Source organism: Rhizobium sp. BR 249 (assembly GCF_047445895.1).
Taxonomy (GTDB): domain Bacteria; phylum Pseudomonadota; class Alphaproteobacteria; order Rhizobiales; family Rhizobiaceae; genus Rhizobium.
This window is the reverse complement of record NZ_JARWKX010000015.1, coordinates 83,223-105,788: the sequence shown is the minus strand read 5'-3', so window position 1 is coordinate 105,788 and position 22,566 is coordinate 83,223. Positions and strand designations below refer to the sequence as shown.

Below are 22,566 nucleotides of genomic sequence, written 5' to 3'. Positions count from 1 at the left end.
CCGCGAAGACGCGGGCCTGGCGATGCAGGGAGGAGATGACATTCCATGAGCACAGTTGCCACCACCGATCCGGTTCTGACGCCGGGGCAGGCGACGCGGGTCTCGCTCAGGGGCCGGCTGCAGGATGCGTTGCCGAAGATCGTGCTGGCGCCGAGCTTCGTCATCACGCTCGTCTTCGTCTACGGCTTCATCGCCTGGACGGCCTATCTCTCCTTCACCAATTCCAAGACCTTCCCCTCCTACCAGCTGACGGGGGCGCGCGCCTATCAGCGGCTGTGGCGCTGGACCTTCGAGAGCGACCCGCCGTCCTCGTGGTATACCTCGATCACCAACATGGCGATCTTCGGCTTCCTCTATGTCGGCATCTGCCTGGCGCTCGGCCTGCTGCTCGCCATCCTGCTCGACCAGAAGATCCGCGGCGAGGGGTTGCTGCGGCCGATCTTCCTCTATCCGATGGCGCTTTCCTTCATCGTCACCGGGGTCGCCTGGAAATGGTTCCTCGATCCCGGCCTCGGGCTCGAACAGACGCTGCATCACTTCGGCTGGACGAGCTTCCACTTCGACTGGATCAAGAACAAGGACTTCGTCATCTACACCGTCGTCATCGCCGGTGTCTGGCAGGCGTCCGGCTTCGTCATGGCGATGTTCCTCGCCGGTCTGCGCGGCATCGACGGCGAGATCATGAAGGCGGCCCAGATCGACGGGGCCTCCCCCTTGCAGCTCTATCGCCGCATCATCATCCCGCTGTTGCGCCCGGTCTTCCTGTCGGCCTTCATCGTGCTCGCCCATATGGCGATCAAGTCCTATGACCTCGTGGTGGCGCTGACCTCGGGCGGGCCGGGCGGCTCGGCCTGGCTGCCGTCCAACTTCATGTATGAATATACCTTCAAGCGCAATGAGATGGCCGTTGGCTCGGCCAGCGCCATCATCATGCTGATGACGATCTCGGCGATCATCGTGCCCTATCTCTATTCCGAACTGAAGGAGAAGGCCCGATGAGCATCTCGGCTTCCTCTCTCTCCCACTCCCAGTCCAGCAATGCCCGCTTCATCGGCCGCATCGTCATCTACGGCCTGCTTGTCATCTTCGCCGTCCTCTATCTGATGCCGCTCTTCGTCATGCTCGTGACCTCGTTCAAGACGATGGACGAGATCCAGAGCGGCAACATGCTGGCGCTGCCGCAGGCGCCGACCTTCGATCCCTGGATCAAGGCCTGGGGCGAGACCTGCGTCGGGCTGACCTGCGCCGGCATCAAGGGCTACTTCTGGAACTCGATCAAGATGGTGGTGCCGGCCGTCGCCATCTCCACCATCTTCGGGGCGCTCAACGGCTATGTCCTGACCAAATGGCGTTTCCCCGGCCACACGCTGGTGTTCGGCCTGATGCTGTTTGCCTGCTTCATCCCGTTCCAGTCGGTGCTCTTGCCGATGGCGACCATCCTCGGTTCGTTCGGCCGCTTCGGCATGACGCTGCAGAACGCCACAGGCCTTACCTTCGGCTTCGGCAATCCGACGGTCAACCTGGTCTTCGTCCATGTCGTCTACGGCCTCGGCTTCACCACGCTGTTCTTCCGCAATTTCTACGAGGCCTTCCCGACCGAGCTGGTGCGGGCCGCCCAGGTCGACGGCGCGAGCTTCTTCCAGATCTTCCGCCGCATCATGCTGCCGAACTCGCTGCCGATCATCGTCGTCACGGTCATCTACCAGTTCACCAACATCTGGAACGACTTCCTGTTTGCCTCGGCTTACGCCGGCACCGGCGATTCCATGCCGATGACGGTGGCGCTGAACAATGTCGTCAACACCTCGACCGGGGTGGTCGAATACAATGTCAACATGGCGGCGGCGATGATCGCGGCCGTTCCGACGCTCATCGTCTATATCCTCGCCGGCCGCTACTTCGTGCGTGGCCTGATGGCGGGCGCAGTCAAAGGGTAAGTCATGGCCTTCCTGGAAATCTCCGGTCTCAGAAAGCGCTTCGGCGCCGTCGACATCCTCAAGGGGATCGATCTCGAACTCGAAAAGGGCGGCTTCCTGGTGCTGGTCGGCCCGTCCGGCTGCGGCAAGTCGACCCTGCTCAACACCATTGCCGGGCTGGAGACGATCACGTCGGGCGAGATCAGCATCGACGGGCGCGCCGTCAACGGCCTGCATCCTTCCAAGCGCGACATCGCCATGGTGTTCCAGTCCTATGCGCTCTATCCGAACATGACGGTGGCGGGCAACATCGCCTTCGGCATGGAGATGCGCGGCGTGCCGCCGGAAGAACGCAAGCARGCGATCGACAAGGTCGCCAAGGTGCTGCAGATCGGCCATCTCCTCGACCGCAAGCCGTCGCAGCTGTCGGGCGGCCAGCGCCAGCGCGTCGCCATGGGCCGGGCGCTGGTGCGCGATCCCAAGCTCTTCCTGTTCGACGAGCCGCTCTCCAACCTCGACGCGAAACTGCGCGTCGACATGCGCATCGAGATCAAGCGGCTGCATCAGGCGACCGGCAAGACCATCGTCTACGTCACCCACGACCAGATCGAGGCGATGACGCTGGCGACCCGGATCGCTGTCATGAAGGACGGCATCGTYCAGCAGTTCGGCACGCCGGCGGAGATCTACAACAATCCCGCCAACATGTTCGTCGCCGACTTCATGGGSTCGCCGGCGATGAACCTGGTCAAGGCCTCGGTCGAAAACGGCGCCGCGGGCCTCGCGGTCTCGCTCGAACGGCCGAACGCCGCCCCGCTCAGGCTTCCCGTTGCAACGACCGGCAACGGCCTTTCCTCCTATGCCGGCCGGCAGGTGATCTTCGGCATCCGGCCGGAAGCGCTGACTGATCCCGACGGCGCCGACCGCAACGCCCGTTCGCTGACCGAAGGCGACTGCCTGATCGAAGTCGTCGAACCCGCCGGCTCCGACACCTTCGCCGTCACCAAGCTCGGCGGCAAGGAAGTCGTCGCGCGTCTGCGCGCCGATGCCGGCATCGCACCCGGCCAAAACACACGCCTCGCCTTCAATCTCGACAAGGCCGTCTTCTTCGATCCAGAAACGCAGGCGCGGATTTCGTAAGCTCATCAGAGCATCGCACGTCTGATAAGGCGCGCGATGCTCCAACATTTTGAATCATGCGTTAGGCGACGGCCGTTACGGCAAGTGTTACCGGCGCAAAACGCGAAGAGACCGCTTCGACGGTGATTTCGCCGGTCAGCCCCGTCGCCTCCAGCCAGAAGCCCGCGGTGCCGCCCTGCAGCGGCACATTGGTCGGGCCGACGATTTTTGCCGGGCCATGCACCTTCAGCGAAATGCTGTCGTTCATGAAGGGCAGGCGCTGGCTGCACTGATCCAGCGCGCGGATGATGACGCGGGTGCTGTCGCGTTCGCGGGCTTTCAGCGTGAGGTTGTCGGCAACGATCTCAAGCGTCGTCGGCAAGGGATCGGCCGCCAGTGTCAGGCTCGTCACCGGCTGGCCGCCGATATAGCCGGTGAGGGTACCGTCGATCCATTCGAGACCCCAGGTGCCGAGTTCATCGGCAGTGAAGTGCCGATGGTCGAGCACGACCGGCGGATGCGGCAGATGCGGATAGTTCTCGCGGTCCGGACCGATGCGCTTGGAAAGCGCGCCGTATTGCAGCTCGATCTCGTCACAATTGGTCAGGATGATCAGCGGCAGCACGCCGCCGATATTGCGCTCGCCGCGCGCCCAGAAGGTCGCCGGCTTCATGACGATCTCCTCGGAGGGATCGCACTGGCTGATATAGGCATAGGCGGCGAATTTCGGCTCGCGGAACATGTCCATGACGCCGTGATAGCAGATGCGGTCGCCGGAGCCGAAATCCTTGTGCGTGTTGTAATCGAACATGCACCAGCCGATGGCGCCCGAAATGTCGGGGTCGCCGTAGGCGGCGTTCAGCACATCGAGGTGACGGCGCACATGCTCGGCCTGGCGTTGCTCCTGATCGTAGATCTTCGTCGGGTGCATATGGCCGTTGAACTCGGTGATGAGGTACGGCACCTTCTGCGACAGGCCGGTGTTTTCCTGCTGGCCGCGTAGCGCGGTGCGGGGGCGGTTGGAGCCCGGCAGTTCCTCGTTGCCGAGGATGAAGTCGTTCATCGTATAGACGTCTTCGAGCAGCTCGCTCTCGGTGACATAGCGCACGCCGCCGGTTTGGCGGGTGCTGTCGAGTTCGCGGGCCAGGCGGTTGGTCTCGACATAGAAGTCGTGGCTATCCTGGGATTCGTTGATGCGCACGCCCCAGATGATGATCGAGGGATGGTTCCAGTCACGCTCGATCATGCGGCGGACGTTTTCGATCGATTCCTTCTGCCAGTCGGCATCGCCGATATGCTGCCAGCCGGGGATTTCCTCGAAGACGAGCAGGCCGATCGCGTCGCAGCGGTCGAGGAACCATTTCGACTGCGGATAATGCGAGGTGCGGACGATATTGCACTTCAGCACCGTCTTCATGATGTCGGCGTCGCGCTCCTGGGCGGAGCGGCCGGCGGCGTAACCGACATAGGGGAAGGCCTGGTGGCGGTTGAGACCGCGCAGTTTCAGCGGCTTGCCGTTCAGCAGGAAGCCTTCCGGCGTGAATTCGGCGGTGCGGAAACCGAAGCGCGCGGAGAGACGGTCGGAACCGTGTGCGGTCCTCAGTTCGACCGTGACCTCGTAGAGGTTGGGATCGGTAATGTCCCAGAGGGCAATGCCGGTAAGGCCGCCGAAGGAAAGCCGGGTGCTGTCGCTGATGGTTTCGGTTGCTGCGGTGGCGATGACAGTACCGTCGGCCTGTTTCAGCGTGGCGGTGACGGTCGCCGCAAAGCTGCGGCTTTCCGGATTGGCGATATCGACGCGGATGCTTGCCGATTTCTCCAAGGCGAGAACGTCCGTGGTTTCGATCTTGAGATTGCGGATCGAGACCGGGTCGGTGACTTTCAGCCAGACGTCGCGATAGATGCCGGCATAAGTGAGATAGTCGATGCGGCCGCCGAAGGGTGGAATGGCGGGATTTTCACTGCCGTCGATCTTCACGGTCACAAGGTTTTCGCCCTTCACCAGCTTGCCGGTCAGGCGGGCCTCGAAGGGGGTATAGCCGTCCTTGTGAGCGATGATTTCCTCGCCGTTCAGATAGACCACGCTGTCGGCCATGGCGGCGTCGAAGATCAGTGAAACCTCGCGGCCCTCGAATTCCGGCAGCCAGCGCAGCATCTTCTGATAGGTGAAGGCGCGCTGATAGCTGGTCTCGTCGAAATAGTTGAAGGGCAGCTGGACGGCAGTGTGCGGCAGACTGACCAACTTGGCGGCGTCGAAGCTTTCGAGCAGGCGCTGGCCGAAGCCTTCGTGAAAACTCCAGCCTTCGTTGAAGGAAACGACGGAACGCATTTCAGGCTCTCCAGGTCATGGCATCAGGAGTGGTGCGGCGCCATTGAGCGCATGAAAATCGGGTCATCTTCTATTCCTCCTTGATGCGAATAAGGCGCGGGCGGCTCGAGCGCTTCGCGTCAAATCTGATTCATGCGATGCGCTTTAGCTTTTTTCATGCATGCCGTCATCTGGAACCGCCTCACACTTCCTGATGGCATGCATCCGGCGGGCGTAATCCTGTGCGGGCCTTCGATCGATCCTTACGGATATTGCGCGCCGTTCGTCTTGATATAGATCGAATAGACCGAGCGCGTTGCCGTGATGAAGAGCCGGTTCTTCTTGGGGCCGCCGAAGGTGAGGTTGGACACCGTCTGCGGCACCTTGATCTTGCCGAGCAGTGTGCCATCAGGCGAAAAGCAGTGCACACCGTCGCTTGCGCTCGTCCAGAGATTGCCTTGGACGTCGAAGCGAAAGCCGTCGGGATTGCCGACATCGAGGCTGCAGAAATAGCGGCTGTTCGTCAGCCTTCTGCCGTCGACGACGTCGAAAACTCTTATGTGGCGCGGCACTTCATGTTTTGCCGAGCCGGAGTCGGCGATATAGAGCCGCGTCTCGTCGGGCGAGAAGGCCAGGCCGTTCGGCTGGATGAAATCCTCGACGACGGCCTCGACCGCGCCGCTTGCGGGGTCGATACGGTAGACGTTGCGGGTCGCTTGTTCAGGCTCGGCCTTGTGGCCTTCGTAGTCCGAGAGGATGCCGTAGGTCGGGTCGGTGAACCAGACCGAGCCGTCGGAATGCACGACGACGTCGTTCGGCGAGTTCAGCCGCTTGCCCTTGTAGCTGTCGGCGAGAACCGTGATCGTGCCGTCCGGCTCGGTGCGGGTGACGCTGCGCCCGCCATGCTCGCAGGACACGAGCCGGCCCTGCCTGTCGCGGGTATTGCCGTTGACGTAGTTGGAGGGCGAGCGGAAGACGGAGACCGTACCGTCAGGCGTCCAGCGCATGATGCGTTCATTCGGGATATCGCTCCAGAGCAGGCAGTTCAGGTCGGAAAACCAGACCGGGCCTTCCGTCCAGCGGCAGCCGGAATAAAGTTCCTCGAGCGCTGCGCTGCCGATGACCAGAGCGGCGAAACGTTCATCGCGGATGTCATAAAGCGGATTGTCGGCCACGCCAGTTTCCTCCCTGAATGCTGCCGCTCCTTCCTATCCACAAAAATCCGGTGGTGCCAGAGCCCGGCTGCCGGAATTGCCGGGCTCCGGGTTTCTCACAGCGCCGCGACCGGATGCGGCGAGCCGTCATAGGCGCCCCAGATCGACTGGTCGAAGCAGATGACCGAGCCGGTCATCAGGCCGGATTCGGAAGACGACAGATAGGCGCAGGCGCGCGCCACTTCCTGCGGATCGACGAGACGGCCGAAGGGCTGGCTGGCGGCGGCCTGTTCCAGCCAATCGGCGGGTGCACCGTGATATTCGCGCTGGATGCGGTCTTCGCCTTCGGAGGCCATCCAGCCGATGTTGAGGCCGTTGACGCGGATGCGGTTGCGCAGCAGCGCGTAGGCGGTGTTTTTCGTCAGCGTTTCCAGCGCGCCCTTGGAAGCGCAATAGGCGGCGATGAAGGGCTGGCCAGCCTTGGCCGACATCGAGCCGATGTTGACGATCGTGCCCTCGATCTTTTCACGTCGCATGACCTTCACCGTTTCCTGCATCAGGAAAAACGGCGCGCGCACGTTGACGGCGAACATGGCATCGAAGAGGTCGGGGCTGGTATCGAGGATGGTGCCGCGATCGGTGATGGCGGCGGCATTGACCAGCGCGTCGACACGACCGAAGGCCTCGTCGCAGGCGTGGACGACATTCTGCGCATCCTCGACCTTGGCAAGGTCGGCTTTGACGTAGACGACCTTCACGCCGGTCGCAGCCGAAATCTCTTCCGCCTTCGCCTTGCCCTTGGCTTCGTTGCGGCCGCAGATGACGATGCCTTCCGCGCCGCGTTCGGCGAAGAGGCGGGCAATGGTGGCGCCCAGTCCCTGGGTGCCGCCGGTGACGATGGCGATCTTGCCGTCGAGGCGGCCGTGGTCTGTGCTCATGTGGTTCCTCCCTTATGATGATGTGTGCGAATGGCCTCCCGTGGGGCGCGGGAGGCTCGTATGTTGGTGCCGTGTGGCCCCCTCATCCGCCCTACCGGCACCGACCGGGGTGAGCCACGGGGCTCACCCCGGTCGGTGCCGGTAGGCGGGTGAGGGGGCTCCGATTTCCAAGTCAGCTCAACTTCTTTCGGGCCTGTTCGGCAAGTGCTGCCGCAAAGGTTTCGTCGCTCCAGCCCTCTTTCAACGCCTCATGCATCAGCTGTGCCTGTGTCTTCGGCGCCAGGCCGCCGAGTGGCGGGTCGCGGTCGAGATTGGTGGGGAAGGAGTAGCCTTCGGCGCAGGCGGCGACGGCATTGGCGATTTCGCCGGGGGAGAGCCTGCCCTGCAATGTTTTCAGCGCGGGAAAGAGCGTCGCGCTCATCCGCTCGCGGTTGACGGTTTCCATGGCGCGGCCGAAGGCGGAGGAGACCTGCAGGAGGTTGGCGACCCGCTTGATATCCGTGGAGCGGTTGGTGCCGGCGGCGTGGAAAAGGGCGGGGTTGAAGAAGACGACGTCACCCTTGTCTAGCGGCAGCTGGATATGGTTGGCCTCGAAATAATCCCGGAACTCCTGGCGCTTCAGCGCGAGATAACCCGGCACATAGGTCTGGCTGTGCGGCAGGAAGAGCGTCGGTCCGCTCTCGAGCGGCATGTCGCAATGGGCAACCGCGCCCTGCAGCGTCAATACGGGCGAGAGCCGGTGCACATGCGCCGGAAACTGTTCGATCACATCAGATGACTGGAAGCCGAGATGGTAGTCACGATGGGCCGATTGCGCCGCGCCGCCCGGATTGACGCGGTTGACTTGGGCCGTCATCTGGTAGCTCGGGCCAAGCCAGGCCTCGCTTGCCAGCGCGATGACGGCGTTGCCGTAATATTCGGCGAAATTCGCGGGATCGGCGAGGCAATGTTTTTCCAGCGAATTCCAAATGCGGTCGTTGGCGCCGGGCTTGGCGAAGTGATCGCCGCCGCCAGTCGCGGTGCGGTGCTGTTCCTCGATGATCCCGTCGAAGATGGCGCTGGCGCGGTCGATGATGCCGGTATCCTCGAAGGCATGCTTGAACACGACGACGCCCGGCCCTTCGCCGAAGGCCTCGCAGATCTCAGCCAGAACGGCACGCCGGCCTTCACGAGCTGCGGCCGCCTCCATCACCTTGCGGCTGTCATAGATCAGGATGTTTTTGTCGACCGCCGACGCCAAGGGATAATCGGAAAGCGCAGTCGTCTTTTCCGCAAGCCGGCGAAAATCGCCGAGATCGCAGGTCTCTTCGGTCAGCCACACGCGGTCGGCGCGTCGTTTCTGCTGGTTGTCGGTTTTCATAGCGGCTCCTCCCTGGTTCCGATGGAGGCACTATACGCCGGGCTGCCAGGTGATATAGATCAGGAATCCATCAAAAAACCATCAGGACGGCCAATGGCCCATACCTTTCTCGTCAAGGACATCGCCTTCCAGGCGGGGCTCAGCACCGCTACCGTCGACCGGGTGCTGAACGGCAGGCCGGGCGTGCGCCGGCAGACGGAAATGCGGGTAAGGGCGGCGATCGCGGAACTTGAGAAACAGCAGGCGGGTACGACGGGCAGCGGGCGCATGCTGGCGATCGATATCGTCATGGAGACGCCGCAGCGGTTCAGCGATGCGGTGCGCGCCGCTTTCGAAGCGGAGATGGCGGCCTTCCTGCCGGGCGTCTTCCGCTGCCGTTTTCATTTCGCCGAGGTGATGAGGCCGGCCGAGCTGGTGCAGCTCCTCGATCGCATCCGGCTGCGCGGCACGCATGGCATCGTGCTCAAGGCGCCTGACGTTGCGGAGGTGGCCGCCGCCGTTGCCCGGGCCGATGCGGCCGGCATTCCCGTGGTGACGCTGGTGACGGACCTGCCGAATTCGGCACGCATTGCCTATGCCGGCGCCGACAACCGGACGGCGGGGGAGGTGGCAGCCTATCTCATCGGCGAATTCCTCGGATCTGACGGCGGCAAGGTGCTGGTGACGCTGTCGAGCGGACGGTTCCGCGGCGAGGAAGAGCGCGAAATCGGCTTTCGCCGCGTCATCCGCGCCCATTATCCCGGGATCGGCATCACCGAAATCAGCGAGGGACACGGCACCGATGCCGCGACGGGAACGCTTGCGGCGGCTGCACTTGCGGCCGATCCTGCCATCAATGCCGTCTATTCGATCGGCGGCGGCAATCGCGCGGTGCTGGCGGCGTTCGATGCGGCCAGGCGTTCGGCTCGCGTCTTCGTCGCTCATGACCTGGATGCGGATAATCGAGCCCTGCTTGCCGCGCGCCGCATCGGCTTCGTGCTGCATCACGATCTCAGAACCGATGCGCGTTCGGCCTTCAGGGCGATCATGAGCCGGGCTGCGGCATCGGGGCGAGCGGTTTCGGCCTCGCTTTCATCGGTCGAAATCGTCACGCCTTACAATATGCCCGCGGGCGACTGAGGCATCGGCGTTCCTTCCGCGGTGAATTTGGGCTACAGCTTCGGAACGTACAAAGGTGAGCGGCATGGATTACAGCGACGTCAGCAGTATCGCGGCCTGGGTCACGGAGCAGGGACTGAAGGGCGCCTCGGAAGCCGAGCTCATGACCGGTTTCTGCGCGGCCTGTCGGGATGCCGGCCTGCCGCTCGACCGCGGCATGGCGCTGATGGACACGTTGCATCCCGTGCATGAGGGCCGTGCCTTCCGTTGGGACAGCGTGGAGGAAATAGAGACGGAATTCGAATATGGTCCGACGAGTTCGGGCGAAGCGGCGTCGAGTTGGCAGCGTTCGGCCTTCTACCATCTTTGGGCGGGCAACGAGCGGGAGGTGCGCCGACGCATCGGCTTTGGCGATCCAATCGATTTCACCATGCTCGACAAGATAGCGGAAGCGGGCCACACCGATTTCGTCGCAATGATGCATCGTTTCAGCGAAGCCGGTACGATCGGTGAAATGGATTGCTTTTTCTCGCATTTCGCAACCAAACATCCCGAGGGCTTTTCCGACCACGATCTCGCCATCCTGCGCAAGCTGGTGCCTGTTCTGGGGCTGGCGATCAAGTGCGTCGCGCTCGGGCGCATCGCCCGCACCATTGCCGAAGTCTATCTCGGCGAGGATGCGGCGCGCCAGGTGATGGAAGGCAAGATCAGCCGCGGCAAATCGGAGCGGATTTCGGCCGCACTCTGGTTTTCCGATCTCCTGAACTACACCAAGATTTCCGACCGTGTGCCGCCGGAGGAAATCATCCCGCTGCTCAACGATTACAGTGAGATGGCGATCTCGGCGATCCACGAGGCCGGCGGCAACGTGCTGAAGCTGATCGGCGACGGTGTGCTCGCCATCTTCAAGGGCGAGGTGCCGGCAGAGACCTGCCGGGCGGCGCTCAACGCCGAATCGTTGCTGCGCGAAAAGCTCATCAAGCTCAATGCCGCGCGCGCAGCCGACGGGCGGCCAACGACCGACGTCTATATCGGCCTGCATATCGGCGATGTCTTCTACGGCAATATCGGCAGTCAGGATCGGCTGGATTTCACGGTCATCGGCCCCGCCGTCAACGAGGTCAGCCGCATTGCCTCCATGTGCCGTTCGGTCGATCTCAACCTGCTGATCTCCTCCGATTTCGCCGCTGTGATACCTGAGGAACAGCGATCGGCTCTCGCCTGTGTCGGACGTTATGCGCTGCGCGGTGTGCAGCGCGCGCAGGAACTCTACACGCTCGACAGCGCCCGGCTGAGCGCCTGATCCGTCGAGGCAATTTCAGCTCTATCGCAGCAGGCCCTGGCCGCCGTCGATCCAGATCGGGGTGCCGGTAATGTGGCGGGCGCGTTCGGAGGCGAGGAAGAGGATGGTTTCGGCGACGTCCTCACTCTTGCCGGCCTTGCCGCCGGCGATCGGGATATCGCCCTCCGGCCAGATGACCGGGACCTCCGTCTCTTCGCGATGGCGGCTGTCGGTATTGGCGCTGATGTTTGTTTCGATCTCGCCGGGGCAGACGGCATTGACGCGGATGCGGTGCCGGCCGAGTTCCAAGGCGAGTTGCTGGACCATGGCGACCTGACCTGCCTTGGTTACGGTATAGGCGGTGGCGCCCGGCGTCGTGAAGGTGCGGGTGCCGTTGATCGAGGAGACGACGACGATCGAACCGCCGCGGCGCTTGAGATGCGGAACCGTCAGATGCAGGGTCAGATAGGTGCCGCGCAGATTGACGGCGATCGTCTTGTCCCATTCTTCCGGCGTCAGATCGTCGATCGGTGCCCAGACACCATTGATCCCGGCATTGGCGATAACGATGTCGAGGCCGCCGAAAGTCTCCGTCAGTTTCTGAACCGCGGCGCGCATTTGGGATTCGTCGCTGGTGTCGGCCGTCAGCGCGATCGACTCGCCACCGCCGGCCTTGATTTCGGCGCAGGTCTTTTCGACTTCGTCTGCCGTGCGGCTCAGCACTGTGACCTTCGCTCCTTCGGCCGCGAGCTTCAAAGCGGCTGCTTTGCCGATGCCGGAACCGGCGCCGGTGACCAGCGCGACCTTATCCTTCAGCTCCATGGGCAACCCTCCGTGACGTTCTGCCGATAGGCCAATGTTCAGCGCGGCAGTTGGTTCCGGAGGGAAAAGGCTAACGGAGGAATGTGTGCCTCAAGGCCCATTTCTCCGGTCCGTGGACGGCGGCAAAGAGCAGGCCGGCGAGGAAGGTGAAGTGATCGACGAAAAAGCCGAACTCGGCCTGGTTCTGCTGCCAATGGGATGGCCCGTGGAAGGCAAAAGCGAGGAAGATCACATAGATGCCGGCGAGCATACTGGCTTCGGAAAAGAAGGCGCCCGAGATGAAGGCGAGCGCGAGCGCAATCTCGAAGAAGGCTGCGACCCAAGCAAGGAAGGTCGCCATCGGAAAGCCGGCAGCGGTGATATAGCCCGCCGTCGCGCCCATATCGGCGAACTTGAAGCCGGCTGCCATGAAGAAGATGAAACTGAAGATGATACGGGCGACGATGATTGCGATTGCTTTGGCCATATCGAAACCTCCTGTTGAGCTTCCATTATGACGCATGAACTGCCAGCGACCCGACAGCGCGAATGAAAAAGGGCCGCTTGCGCGACCCTTCGATTTTTCACCACTCGGCGAAGCTGCCGTCGGCATGGCGCCAGATCGGGTTGCGCCAGCGATGGCCCTCCTTGGCGCGCTCGATGACATAGGCCTCGTCGACCTCGATGCCGAGCCCAGGCCCCTGGGGGATGGAAACGAAACCATCGGCATAGTGGAACACCTCCTTGTTGGAGATGTAGTCGAGGATGTCGTTGCCGGTGTTGTAGTGGATGCCGAGGCTCTGTTCCTGAATGAAGGCGTTGTAGCTGACCGCGTCGACCTGCAGGCAGGCGGCGAGCGCGATCGGGCCGAGTGGGCAATGCGGCGCCAGAGCGACGTCATAGGCTTCGGCCATGGCGGCGATCTTGCGGCATTCGGTGATGCCGCCGGCGTGGGAAAGATCCGGCTGGATGATGTCGACATAGCCGTCCGAAAGGACCTGCTTGAAGTCCCAGCGTGAATAGAGCCTTTCGCCGAGCGCGATCGGCGTCGAGGTATGGTTGACGATGTCGCGCAGCGCTTCCTTGTTTTCAGACAGCACCGGTTCCTCGATGAACATCAGCTTGTAAGGGTCGAGCTCCCTGGCGAGAACCTTGGCCATCGGTTTGTGGACGCGGCCGTGGAAATCGACGCCGATGCCGATATGCGGACCGATCGCCTCGCGGATGGCGGCGATGGTCTCGACTGCCCTTTCCACCTTCTCGTTGGTGTCGACGATCTGCATTTCCTCGCAGCCGTTGAGCTTGATCGCCTTGAAGCCGCGGGCGACCACCTCTCTGGCATTGTTGGCGACGTCAGAAGGACGGTCGCCGCCGATCCAGGAATAGACCTTGATGCGCTCGCGCAGTTGGCCGCCGAGCAGGGAATGGATCGGCTGGCCGAGCGCCTTTCCCTTGATATCCCAGAGCGCCTGGTCGATGCCCGAGATCGCGCTCATATGGGTAGCGCCGCCGCGATAGAACCCGCCGCGATACATCACCGTCCAATGGTCCTCAATCAGGAAGGGGTCCTTGCCGATCAGGTAGTCCGCCAATTCGTGGACGGCGGCCTCGACGGTCAGTGCGCGGCCTTCGACGACCGGTTCGCCCCAGCCGACGATGCCTTCATCGGTCTCGACCTTCAGGAACAGCCAGCGCGGCGGAACGATATAGGTGGTGAGTTTGGTGATCTTCATCTCAGGTCTTAATCTCTTCTCGGATTTGCGATGGGACAGCGCGTCCACGGCCTCTCGTGATCGATCATTTCGTTCTGCCGATCGCCTTCTCGGCGGCGGCAAGGTCGCGAACCGCAAGGTCGAGCATGCGATTGGCGCATTCCCTGGCGCTTGCCTTGTCGCGCATGCGCAAGGCCTCGACGAGTTCGCCATGAACGAGCACCGCATCCTCCCGGTTTTCGACGGCGATATTGGAGGCATGCAACGCATATTTCAGCGCAGCATGGATGGCGCTGGACAGACGGCGGAACACCTGGTTGTGGCTGGCGGTGAGCAGCACCGTATGAAACATCACGTCGGCGTCGGTGAAGCTTTCCGGATCGCCTGCGCTGTCGCGCATCTGCCGCCAGGCCTTGTCGAGATCGGCGATCTCCTGGGCGCTGGCGCGTTCGGCGGCATATTCGGCGGCTGCCGGCTCTATGGTGCGCCGGGCTTCGAGAATGCATCCCAAAAGGTCGAAGTCCTTGATGTAAGGCCCCATCCAGTCGAGCACTTCGGCATCCAGGATGTTCCAGTCGTCCCTGTCGCAGACGGTCGTTCCGACTCGCGGTTTACCGCGCACGAGCCCTTTGGATTCCAGCACTTTCAGCGATTCACGAATGACGGTGCGGCTGACGCCATAGAGGTCGCAAAGATCGTTCTCGCGGGGCAACGGCGAGCCCGAGGGATAGCGGTCCGCGCAGATATCCTGAGCGATTGCCGCCGTGACGTTGCGGCGTACCCGCGGCCGGCGTTCGCTGCCTGAGCTTTCCGTTCGGCCTTGTTCCTCAGTCGATTCCAACTTCACCTCTCCGCGCTCACTCCCGGGCAGCAACCGAACCTGATTATCCGAATTCGATCCGCTTTGCGACGGGTCCATCCGGCTCCCATGACTATCCTATTATCTAAATCATCATACATTGGCAATTGACTGGTATGATGATTTAACATAATTCATTGGACGCTGCCGGGGAGGCAGTTGCTCGATTTCAGAGTTTAGGGAGAGAGACATGCGCTTGTTCAAAGCAGCTATTCTGGCTGGCACTTTCGCCATTCTGACAGCCGGCTCGGCATTTTCCGCAGACGTCAAGATCGGTTTCATCGTCAAGCAGCCGGAGGAGCCGTGGTTCCAGGACGAATGGAAGTTCGCGGACCAGGCCGCCAAGGAAAAAGGTTTCACGGTCGTCAAGATCGGCGCGGAAGACGGCGAGAAGGTTCAGTCGGCGATCGACAATCTCGGAGCCCAGGGTGCGCAGGGCTTCATCATCTGCACGCCCGACGTCAAGCTCGGTCCCGGCATCGTCGCCAAGGCTGAAGCCAATCAGCTGAAGCTGATGACGGTCGACGACCGCCTCGTCAGTGCGGACGGCAAGCCGCTGGAAGATGTGCCGCATATGGGCATTTCGGCGACCAAGATCGGTGAGACCGTCGGCCAGGCGATCGTCGACGAAATCAAGAAGCGCGGCTGGGACATGAAGAATGTCGGCGCGATCCGGGTCTCCTACGACCAGTTGCCGACCGCTGTCGACCGCGTCGAAGGTGCGATCTCGGTACTGAAATCCGCAGGTTTCCCGGCCGAGAACATCTATGATGCGCCGCAGGCGAAGACGGATACGGAAGCAGCGCTCAACGCGGCGACCACCGTTCTCAACAAGCATGCCGACGTGAAATACTGGGTGGCTTTCGGACTCAACGACGAAGCCATTCTCGGCGCCGTCCGCGCTTCGGAATCGGTCGGTATTCCAGCAGCCAACGTGATCGGTGTCGGTATCGGCGGCGCGGAATCGGCGATCAACGAGTTCAAGAAGCCGGCAGCGACGGGCTTCTTCGGCACGGTCATCATCTCGCCGAAGCGTCACGGCTATGAGACGGCGCTCAACATGTACGACTGGATCGCCAACGGCAAGGAGCCGGAAAAGCTGACCTTGACGTCAGGTTCGCTGGCGCTGCGCGGCGATTATGAGAAGGTCCGCAAGGAACTCGGCATCGAATAACCATCGCCCGCGATGATGCATCTCCGGCGGCCGCTTGGGCGTGCCGCCGGAACCTTCGGTGGAGTGACGATGGCTTTTCTCGAATTCAAACATATTTCCAAGGGCTATCCAGGCGTACAGGCGCTGTCGGGTGTTTCCTTCTCAGTGGAGAAGGGCGCCGTCCACGGGCTGATGGGTGAGAACGGCGCGGGTAAATCGACGCTGATCCGTGTGCTTTCGGGCGATCAGGCCGCCGATGCCGGCGACATTCTCATCGATGGCGAAGAACAGAAATATGCCTCGGTCCGTGACGCCTTCCACGCCGGCGTCATCGTCATCTATCAGGAACTGCAGCTCGTTCCGGAGCTGACGGTGGCAGAAAATCTCTGGCTTGGCCGTTTTCCCGCCAAAGGCGGCGTGATCCATGCCAAAACCCTGATCGAGACGGTGCGCTCGAAGCTCGAAGAGATCGGCATCGATGTCGATCCCTCGGCCAAGGTTGCTTCGCTTTCGATCGGCGCGCGGCAGATGGTCGAGATCGCCAAGGCCGTCATGCTCGAGGCGCGGGTGATCGCGCTCGATGAGCCGACCTCCTCGCTTTCCTCGCGCGAAAGCGAAATCCTGTTTTCACTCATCGAAAGGCTGAAGGCGAAGGGAACGGTCATTCTTTACGTCTCACATCGGCTCGATGAGATCTTCCGGCTTTGCGACAGCCTGAGCGTGCTGCGCGACGGCAAGCTTGCCGCCCATCATCCTCAGATTGCCGGCACGACACGCGAACAGGTCATCTCGGAAATGGTCGGCCGAGAGATCAGCGATATCTGGGGATGGCGCGAACGCCCGCTCGGCGACGTCAGGCTCGAGGTCAAGGACCTATCCGGATCACGATTGCGCAATCCCATCAGCTTTTCGGTCTGTCGGGGCGAGATCCTCGGCTTCTTCGGCCTGATCGGCGCCGGCCGCAGCGAGATGGCGCGGCTGCTCTACGGCGCCGATGCGAGGCATCAGGGCCAGGTAACGATCGACGGCGCCGCCGTTTCGCCGAACGATCCGAAAGCGGCGATCGATGCCGGCATGGTGCTCTGTCCGGAGGATCGCAAGTCCGACGGCATCGTCCAGGGACGGTCGATCGAAGAAAACATCGCCATCTCGTCGCGCCGGCATTTCTCTCCTTTCGGGATTTTGAACCCGAAAAGGGAGGCGGCGCTGGCGGATGAATTCATTTCCCGTCTGCGGGTGCGGACGCCCTCGCGCAAGCAGGACATCATCAATCTCTCCGGCGGCAACCAGCAGAAGGTCATTCTCGGCCGCTGGCTTTCCGAACAGGGCATCAAGGTTCTGGTGATCGACGAACCGACGCGCGGCATCGATGTCGGGGCGAAGTCGGAGATCTACGAAATCCTTTATGAGCTGGCGGCGGGCGGCATGGCGATCGTGGTGATCTCGAGCGAGCTGCCCGAAGTGATGGGCATTTCCGACCGCATCATCGTGATGTGCCAGGGCAGGGTGGCGGCCGATGTCGCCCGCCCGGATTTCGACGAGCGCAGCATTCTGACGGCGGCGCTTCCCGACAAGAATGCCGCAGGCACCATTTAAGACTGGGAACACCGACGATGAATTCGTTGAAAAAAATCCTTCTCGGCGAACAGGGGCTGGTGGTGATTTTCGCCGCCGCCTTCGTGATCGTCTCGCTCTTCGTGCCGAACTTCCTGACCGAGCGGAACATGCTGGGGCTGCTGCAATCGGTCGTCACGATCGGCATCGTCGCCTGCACGATGATGTTCTGCCTGGCCTCCCGCGACTTCGATCTTTCGGTTGGATCGATCGTCGCCTTCTCCGGCATGGCCGCCGTGATGGTCTCGAACGCGACCGGCTCCATTCCCGTCGGGCTGCTGGCAGCCCTGCTGTGCGGCGCCGTCGTCGGTTTCGTCAACGGCATCGTCATCGCCCGGTTCCGCATCAACGCGCTGATCACCACGCTTGCGACCATGCAGATCGTGCGCGGGCTGGCGCTGATCGCTTCGGACGGGCGCGCCGTCGGCATCAACGATCCTGCCTTCTACCAGCTTGCGCTCTCGCGTTTCCTCACCGTGCCGACACCGATCTGGATCATGCTCATCCTTTTCGTCTTCTTCGGCTTCGTGCTCAACCGCACCGTCTTCGGCAAGAACACGCTGGCGATCGGCGGCAATCCGGAAGCCTCGCGGCTTGCGGGCGTCAATGTCGTCAACATGCGCGTCTGGATCTTTGCGCTGCAGGGTCTCGTCTGCGGCATTGCCGGCATTCTGCTCGCCTCGCGCATCACTTCCGGCCAGCCGAATGCGGCGACCGGGCTCGAGCTCTCGGTGATCTCGGCCTGCGTTCTCGGCGGCGTTTCGCTTGCCGGCGGCCGGGCGGCGATGAGTGGCGTCATCGTCGGCGTGCTGATCATGGGCATTGCCGAAAACGTTATGAACCTCCTGAATATTCAGGCATTCTATCAGTATGTCGTGCGCGGGCTGATCCTGCTGATCGCGGTGCTGCTCGACAATTTGAGATCTTCGGCTGCGGGGCGACGCGGATGAACCAGGGACGAGCGGAGGACGAAATCGAGCTGAGGCGCGGTGATCTCGCCGTCCGGGTCAGCCGTCGGGGTGCAGCCGTTGCCGCCGCGACCTATCGGGAGACGCCCTTTCTCGTCGCGGCCGGCGGCCTGGATGGCACGATGGCGAATTTTGCGATGGTGCCGTTCGGCAATCGTGTGGAAGGCAATGCCATGTCCTTTGCCGGACGCGACTATGCTTTCCAGCCGAATACTTCCGATCCGCTCTATCGGCACGGCGACGGCTGGCTCGGCCTCTGGCAGATGGAAGAGGCCAGCATGGAGCATGCGCAGTTCTCCTTTTCCCGCAGCGCCGACAAGGTTTCACCCTATGCTTATCTGACCCGGCAGGAGATCCGCCTCGTCGGCGATGCCCTGGTGCTGACGCTTTCGGTGGAAAACCGGGGCGAAACCACGCTTCCTTTCGGTCTGGGCCAGCATCCCTTCTTTGTTCGGACTTCGAAGACACGGCTGACGATTGCGGCCGATCGTTACTGGAACGAGCGGCCTGACCATCTTCCCGATATGCCCGGCCCTGTGCCTGACGATTTCGATTTCAGGTCAGGCAAGCTGTTGCCGCAGACATGGATGAACAATGCCTTCGAGGGCTGGAACAGGCGGGCGGCAATCGCCTGGCCGGAGCTTGGAATTCAGGCGGCGCTGAAAGCCGAGGGCGCGCTTGACCGCTTCATGCTCTATATGCCGATCAATCGCAGTGACTTCTTCTGCCTCGAGCCGATGAGCCACCTTCCGAACGGCCATCACCTGCCCGAATTCGGCGGGCTCGCGCCGCTTGCGCCGGGTGAAGCACTCGCCGGCAAGATGACGATCGAGCTGTCTGCGCTGCCGGTTCAACCGGAGGGGAGATAGATGGGCGATCGCCTGCAGGGCAAGAACATCCTGATCACCGGCGCTGCGCAGGGTATCGGCCTTGCGATCGCCAAGGCCTTCATCAAGGAGAATGCCGCCGTCTATCTCGTCGATCGCGATGGGGCGCTGCTGGCGCAGGCAGCGGGAGAGCTCGCAGGCACCGGCGGCCGGGTTGGTTATCTGCCGGCCGATATAACCGATGCCGGAACAATCACGAGGGCGGTTGCGCAGGCGAATGACGAGATCGGGCCACTGAATGCGCTCGTCAACAATGCCGGGGTCAACGTCTTCGCCGAACCGCTCGATACGACGGACGAAGCGTGGAGCCGCTGCTTCGACATCAATCTCAAGGGAGCATGGAATTGCTGCAAGGCGGTGCTGCCCGGCTTTATCGCGCGGGGCGGGGGCGTCATCCTCAATATCGCCTCCACGCATGCCTTCACGATCATCCCGCACACGTTTCCCTATCCGCTGGCGAAACATGCGCTGCTCGGCATGACGAAATCGCTCGGCCTGGAGTACGCGGCCCGCAATATCCGGGTCAACGCGCTGGCGCCCGGCTATGTCTCGACGCAGAAAGTGATCGACTATTGGAACAGCTTCCCCGATCCGGCGGCAGCCAAGGCCGAGACGATGCGGCTGCATCCCGGCGGGCGGATCGCGACACCGGAAGAGATCGCCATGGCGGCGGTGTTCATGATCTCCGACGAATGCCCTTTCATGAACGCCACCTGCCTGACGATCGACGGCGGTCTCAGCGTGCAGCAGCATCCCGTCTGAGCGGCGATGATTTTTACAAGCCTGTCGTCTTCTGCAGATAGAGCGTTATATTGCCTGTCGGGAAGGCCAACCTGATCTTCCGCAGGCGTGGAGCGGCGGCGCCGCTGCCGGAAATAGTTGGAGCATGATGTTGTCCGAAAACCGTTCACAGTTTTCGGCATCATGCTCTGAAAGCTCAATCGAAAACAGGAGGATGGCATGCAGATCAATCGCACGGCTTCGGCTCATTGGAGCGGCGGCCTCAAGGACGGCAAGGGCCTGATCTCGACGCAGAGCGGCGCCCTGAAAGATTATCCCTACGGCTTTGCCAGCCGCTTCGAAGGTATTCCCGGCACCAATCCGGAAGAGCTGATCGGTGCCGCCCATGCCGGCTGCTTCACCATGGCGCTGTCGCTGATCCTCGGCGAAGCCGGCTTCACCGCCGAACACATGGAAACCTCCGCCAAGGTGACGCTCGAAAGCGTCGAGGGCGGTTTTGCCATCACCGCCATCCATCTCTCGCTCTCCGGCCGCATTCCCGGCGCCGACGAGGCAACCTTCACCGAACTGGCCAACAAGGCGAAGGCCGGCTGCCCGATTTCCAAGGCGCTTGCCGCCGTTCCGATCACGCTCGACGTCAAGCTCGCCTGATTTTCTCCTGTTGCCGATGAGGTGCCGCGCGTTTAACGTCGCGGCACTTTTCATTGTGTCGGCGTTCATGTCACATCATTGCGAAATCGACCATGCACAAGCCACGGGTGTCCACAGGCGGCATTGACAAATGACGCCTGATATTTTACGACTGACGAAATTCAAAATTCGTCAGTCGTAACTCGAGGCATCGAAACTCATGAACGACATTGCGGAAAATACGCTCGACGTCACGCGGCAGGAGAATGTCACACGCATTCTCGACGCGGCCGAGCGGCTGTTCCGTCACTACGGTTACAGCAAGACGACAGTGGCCGACATTGCCCGCGATCTCGGCATGTCGCCGGCCAATATCTATCGCTTCTTCGCCTCCAAGGTGGAAATCCACCAGGCCCTCTGCGGGCGCATGCTCGCAACCGCTTATCAGATCGCCTATGACATCCGCCATCAGCCGATCAGCGCCAGCGAGCGGTTGCGCCGCTACGTCGAGACCCAGCATCAGTTGACGCTGGATCTGATGCTCGACGAGATGAAAGTGCATGAGATGATCATCGTCGCGATCGAGCGCGATTGGCACGTCATCGAGAAACATATCGACCGCGTCCATGATCTGATTGCCGAAATCATCGCCGAAGGCATCGCCGCCGGCGAGTTCGCCGAGCAGGACCCGGTGGTTGCCTCGCGCTGCTTCGGTGCGGCGACGATCAATCTCTGCCATCCGCAGATGGTGGCGCAATGTCTTGCCAAAACCAACCGCGCAAGCGTCGACGAACTGATCGACTACGTGATCAGGGCGCTGAAGAAATAATGGACGGCAGCCGCCGGAACCCCCGAAACGATCCAGGAGTGCGGACGATGTTTTCGCTCAAGACCCTCAGCAACCGCATGCCGTCCGTCGCCGGCCTCGTGCTCGTCGGCGCCATCGGCATCGGCCTTTCCGCCTGCTCGGAGGAAAAGGCCGAGGTGAAGGAGGTCATCCGGCCGGTCAAGGTCGTCGAGATCGCCAAGGCCGGCGATACCCGCAAGCTAGATTATTCCGGTTCGGTCAAGGCGCGCACGGAGATGAACCTCGGCTTTCGGGTCGCCGGCAAGATCACCGAACGTCTCGTCGATATCGGCGACCGGGTGAGCCCGGGTGATGTTCTCGCCCGCGTCGACGCCACGGATTACCAGCTGGCGGTCAAGACGGCGGATGCCAATCTCGCCGCTGCCGAAAGGGGCGTCGAAACCGCCGATCTCGCCAACAAGCGCGCCGAGCAGCTCTTCGACAAGAGCGTCGCCCCGAAATCGCAGCTCGAACAGGCCGCGCTCAGCCACGACCAGGCGATCTCGCAGCGCGATGCCGCGCTTTCGGCGCTCGACCAGGCGAAGAACCAGGTGAGCTATACCGAGCTCAAGGCCGGCCAGACCGGCATCGTGACAGCGATCAATGCCGATATCGGCCAGGTCGTCGGCTCCGGCACCCCTGTCGTCACCGTCGCCGTCGATGGCGAGAAGGAAGTGCAGATCGCGGTTCCGGAAAACGACATCGCCGAATTCAAGCCGGGCAAGACGATGAAGGCCAGTTTCTGGGCCGATGACAAGCTGGTGCTCGACGGCAAGGTGCGGGAGGTTTCCGGCAGCGCCGACCAGCAGTCGCGCACCTTTGCGGTTCGGGTGAGCCTGCCGAACGATCCGCGCATATTGCTCGGCATGACGGCGACGATCGAGGCCGCCGTCAGCAACGGCAACAGCTACGTCTCGATCCCGCTCAGCGCGCTTGCCGAGAAGGACGGCAAGAAGATGGTTTGGACCGTCGACCGCGACACGGCGACGGTGCACGGCCGCGACATCAAGGTCGCCGATTTCACCGGCGACGGCGTGCATGTGACCGAGGGTCTCGACAGCGGCGATCTCGTCGTTGCCGCCGGCACGCAGTTCATGCGCGAGAACCTGAAAGTGAAGGTGCCGGAGCAGCAGTCGGCCTCGGCCGATACGGACCAGACCGTCCGCTGATCGCGTCACG

General features: G+C 62.2%; 21 protein-coding genes. 13 read left to right on the top strand and 8 right to left on the bottom strand.

Features of this window, described 5'->3' with window-relative positions; all coding sequences use genetic code 11:
* Positions 1 to 45: 45 nt before the first annotated feature.
* The 3 genes from QD408_RS15760 to QD408_RS15750 are packed head-to-tail and all read left to right on the top strand — an operon-like array spanning position 46 to position 3,056.
* Positions 46 to 999, top strand: a complete 954-nt coding sequence (locus tag QD408_RS15760) for a carbohydrate ABC transporter permease (RefSeq protein ID WP_414139962.1) — start codon at positions 46 to 48, stop codon at positions 997 to 999.
* The gene (locus tag QD408_RS15755; protein ID WP_414139961.1) at positions 996 to 1,937 is read left to right on the top strand and encodes a carbohydrate ABC transporter permease; all 942 of its coding nucleotides are present in this window, start codon (positions 996 to 998) and stop codon (positions 1,935 to 1,937) included. The genes QD408_RS15760 and QD408_RS15755 overlap by 4 nt, the downstream gene beginning before the upstream one ends.
* 3 nt (positions 1,938 to 1,940) lie before the next feature.
* The gene (locus QD408_RS15750; RefSeq protein WP_414139960.1) at positions 1,941 to 3,056 is read left to right on the top strand and encodes an ABC transporter ATP-binding protein; all 1,116 of its coding nucleotides are present in this window, start codon (positions 1,941 to 1,943) and stop codon (positions 3,054 to 3,056) included.
* Between the two features lie 61 nt (positions 3,057 to 3,117).
* Here the strand turns inward: QD408_RS15750 and QD408_RS15745 are convergent, their stop codons facing one another.
* The 4 genes from QD408_RS15745 to QD408_RS15730 all read right to left on the bottom strand — a co-directional run bounded on the left by QD408_RS15745 (position 3,118) and on the right by QD408_RS15730 (position 8,795).
* Positions 3,118 to 5,364, bottom strand: coding sequence for a glycoside hydrolase family 2 TIM barrel-domain containing protein (locus QD408_RS15745; protein WP_414139959.1), 2,247 nt, complete (start codon positions 5,362 to 5,364; stop codon positions 3,118 to 3,120).
* Positions 5,365 to 5,606: 242 nt separating this feature from the next.
* A complete protein-coding gene (locus tag QD408_RS15740) occupies positions 5,607 to 6,518 on the bottom strand; it encodes an SMP-30/gluconolactonase/LRE family protein (protein ID WP_414139958.1) in 912 nt (303 codons plus the stop codon).
* Positions 6,519 to 6,613: 95 nt separating this feature from the next.
* Positions 6,614 to 7,435, bottom strand: a complete 822-nt coding sequence (locus QD408_RS15735; protein WP_414139957.1) for an SDR family oxidoreductase — start codon at positions 7,433 to 7,435, stop codon at positions 6,614 to 6,616.
* 172 nt (positions 7,436 to 7,607) lie between these two features.
* The gene (locus tag QD408_RS15730) at positions 7,608 to 8,795 is read right to left on the bottom strand and encodes a phytanoyl-CoA dioxygenase family protein (protein ID WP_414139956.1); all 1,188 of its coding nucleotides are present in this window, start codon (positions 8,793 to 8,795) and stop codon (positions 7,608 to 7,610) included.
* A gap of 93 nt (positions 8,796 to 8,888) precedes the next feature.
* Between QD408_RS15730 and QD408_RS15725 the strand changes: the two genes are divergently transcribed.
* Entirely contained in the window at positions 8,889 to 9,914 is a 1,026-nt protein-coding gene (locus QD408_RS15725; RefSeq protein ID WP_414139955.1) for a LacI family DNA-binding transcriptional regulator, read from the top strand.
* Between the two features lie 64 nt (positions 9,915 to 9,978).
* A complete protein-coding gene (locus QD408_RS15720; RefSeq protein WP_088681603.1) occupies positions 9,979 to 11,196 on the top strand; it encodes an adenylate/guanylate cyclase domain-containing protein in 1,218 nt (405 codons plus the stop codon).
* A gap of 21 nt (positions 11,197 to 11,217) precedes the next feature.
* On the opposite strand, the gene QD408_RS15715 is transcribed toward QD408_RS15720, so the two are convergent.
* The 4 genes from QD408_RS15715 to QD408_RS15700 all read right to left on the bottom strand — a co-directional run bounded on the left by QD408_RS15715 (position 11,218) and on the right by QD408_RS15700 (position 14,529).
* Positions 11,218 to 11,997 carry an SDR family oxidoreductase gene (locus QD408_RS15715; RefSeq protein WP_414139954.1) on the bottom strand — a complete coding sequence of 260 codons (780 nt, stop codon included), beginning with the start codon at positions 11,995 to 11,997 and terminating at the stop codon, positions 11,218 to 11,220.
* A gap of 70 nt (positions 11,998 to 12,067) precedes the next feature.
* Positions 12,068 to 12,463 carry a DoxX family protein gene (locus tag QD408_RS15710; protein WP_414139953.1) on the bottom strand — a complete coding sequence of 132 codons (396 nt, stop codon included), beginning with the start codon at positions 12,461 to 12,463 and terminating at the stop codon, positions 12,068 to 12,070.
* 97 nt (positions 12,464 to 12,560) lie between these two features.
* Entirely contained in the window at positions 12,561 to 13,709 is a 1,149-nt protein-coding gene (dgoD, locus tag QD408_RS15705) for a galactonate dehydratase (RefSeq protein WP_414139952.1), read from the bottom strand.
* A gap of 64 nt (positions 13,710 to 13,773) precedes the next feature.
* Entirely contained in the window at positions 13,774 to 14,529 is a 756-nt protein-coding gene (locus QD408_RS15700) for a FadR/GntR family transcriptional regulator (protein WP_088681607.1), read from the bottom strand.
* A 208-nt stretch (positions 14,530 to 14,737) separates the two neighbouring features.
* Here QD408_RS15700 and QD408_RS15695 point away from each other — a divergent pair, with 208 nt between their 5' ends.
* The 8 genes from QD408_RS15695 (at position 14,738) to QD408_RS15660 (ending at position 22,556) form a co-directional block, all read left to right on the top strand.
* Positions 14,738 to 15,721 (top strand): arabinose ABC transporter substrate-binding protein, encoded by a 984-nt coding sequence (locus QD408_RS15695; protein ID WP_414139951.1) that lies wholly within the window; start codon positions 14,738 to 14,740, stop codon positions 15,719 to 15,721.
* 69 nt (positions 15,722 to 15,790) lie between these two features.
* Complete coding sequence (gene araG, locus QD408_RS15690; RefSeq protein ID WP_414139950.1) at positions 15,791 to 17,296, top strand: L-arabinose ABC transporter ATP-binding protein AraG; 1,506 nt, start codon at positions 15,791 to 15,793, stop codon at positions 17,294 to 17,296.
* Positions 17,297 to 17,313: 17 nt separating this feature from the next.
* Entirely contained in the window at positions 17,314 to 18,264 is a 951-nt protein-coding gene (gene araH / locus QD408_RS15685) for an L-arabinose ABC transporter permease AraH (RefSeq protein ID WP_414139949.1), read from the top strand.
* A complete protein-coding gene (locus QD408_RS15680) occupies positions 18,261 to 19,151 on the top strand; it encodes an aldose 1-epimerase (RefSeq protein ID WP_414139948.1) in 891 nt (296 codons plus the stop codon). The genes araH and QD408_RS15680 overlap by 4 nt, the downstream gene beginning before the upstream one ends.
* On the top strand, positions 19,152 to 19,931 hold the full coding sequence (locus QD408_RS15675) for an SDR family oxidoreductase (RefSeq protein WP_414139947.1): 780 nt from the start codon (positions 19,152 to 19,154) through the stop codon (positions 19,929 to 19,931). It begins immediately after the preceding gene.
* A gap of 198 nt (positions 19,932 to 20,129) precedes the next feature.
* Positions 20,130 to 20,561 carry an OsmC family protein gene (locus QD408_RS15670; protein WP_088681612.1) on the top strand — a complete coding sequence of 144 codons (432 nt, stop codon included), beginning with the start codon at positions 20,130 to 20,132 and terminating at the stop codon, positions 20,559 to 20,561.
* 199 nt (positions 20,562 to 20,760) lie between these two features.
* Entirely contained in the window at positions 20,761 to 21,369 is a 609-nt protein-coding gene (locus tag QD408_RS15665; RefSeq protein ID WP_064694220.1) for a TetR family transcriptional regulator, read from the top strand.
* 47 nt (positions 21,370 to 21,416) lie between these two features.
* Positions 21,417 to 22,556: an efflux RND transporter periplasmic adaptor subunit gene (locus tag QD408_RS15660; RefSeq protein WP_088681613.1), complete on the top strand. Its 1,140-nt coding sequence runs from the start codon at positions 21,417 to 21,419 to the stop codon at positions 22,554 to 22,556.
* The last annotated feature ends 10 nt before the right edge of the window (positions 22,557 to 22,566 follow it).

Coding starts and splice junctions, on each gene's coding strand:
- QD408_RS15695 (WP_414139951.1), top strand. CDS start 14,738: ATGCGCTTGTTCAAAGCAGCTATTCTGGCTGGCACTTTCGCCATTCTG.
- QD408_RS15725 (WP_414139955.1), top strand. CDS start 8,889: ATGGCCCATACCTTTCTCGTCAAGGACATCGCCTTCCAGGCGGGGCTC.
- dgoD (WP_414139952.1), bottom strand. CDS start 13,709: ATGAAGATCACCAAACTCACCACCTATATCGTTCCGCCGCGCTGGCTG.
- QD408_RS15755 (WP_414139961.1), top strand. CDS start 996: ATGAGCATCTCGGCTTCCTCTCTCTCCCACTCCCAGTCCAGCAATGCC.
- QD408_RS15760 (WP_414139962.1), top strand. CDS start 46: ATGAGCACAGTTGCCACCACCGATCCGGTTCTGACGCCGGGGCAGGCG.
- araH (WP_414139949.1), top strand. CDS start 17,314: ATGAATTCGTTGAAAAAAATCCTTCTCGGCGAACAGGGGCTGGTGGTG.
- QD408_RS15680 (WP_414139948.1), top strand. CDS start 18,261: ATGAACCAGGGACGAGCGGAGGACGAAATCGAGCTGAGGCGCGGTGAT.
- QD408_RS15735 (WP_414139957.1), bottom strand. CDS start 7,435: ATGAGCACAGACCACGGCCGCCTCGACGGCAAGATCGCCATCGTCACC.
- QD408_RS15710 (WP_414139953.1), bottom strand. CDS start 12,463: ATGGCCAAAGCAATCGCAATCATCGTCGCCCGTATCATCTTCAGTTTC.
- araG (WP_414139950.1), top strand. CDS start 15,791: ATGGCTTTTCTCGAATTCAAACATATTTCCAAGGGCTATCCAGGCGTA.
- QD408_RS15670 (WP_088681612.1), top strand. CDS start 20,130: ATGCAGATCAATCGCACGGCTTCGGCTCATTGGAGCGGCGGCCTCAAG.
- QD408_RS15665 (WP_064694220.1), top strand. CDS start 20,761: ATGAACGACATTGCGGAAAATACGCTCGACGTCACGCGGCAGGAGAAT.
- QD408_RS15720 (WP_088681603.1), top strand. CDS start 9,979: ATGGATTACAGCGACGTCAGCAGTATCGCGGCCTGGGTCACGGAGCAG.
- QD408_RS15730 (WP_414139956.1), bottom strand. CDS start 8,795: ATGAAAACCGACAACCAGCAGAAACGACGCGCCGACCGCGTGTGGCTG.
- QD408_RS15660 (WP_088681613.1), top strand. CDS start 21,417: ATGTTTTCGCTCAAGACCCTCAGCAACCGCATGCCGTCCGTCGCCGGC.
- QD408_RS15715 (WP_414139954.1), bottom strand. CDS start 11,997: ATGGAGCTGAAGGATAAGGTCGCGCTGGTCACCGGCGCCGGTTCCGGC.
- QD408_RS15675 (WP_414139947.1), top strand. CDS start 19,152: ATGGGCGATCGCCTGCAGGGCAAGAACATCCTGATCACCGGCGCTGCG.
- QD408_RS15745 (WP_414139959.1), bottom strand. CDS start 5,364: ATGCGTTCCGTCGTTTCCTTCAACGAAGGCTGGAGTTTTCACGAAGGC.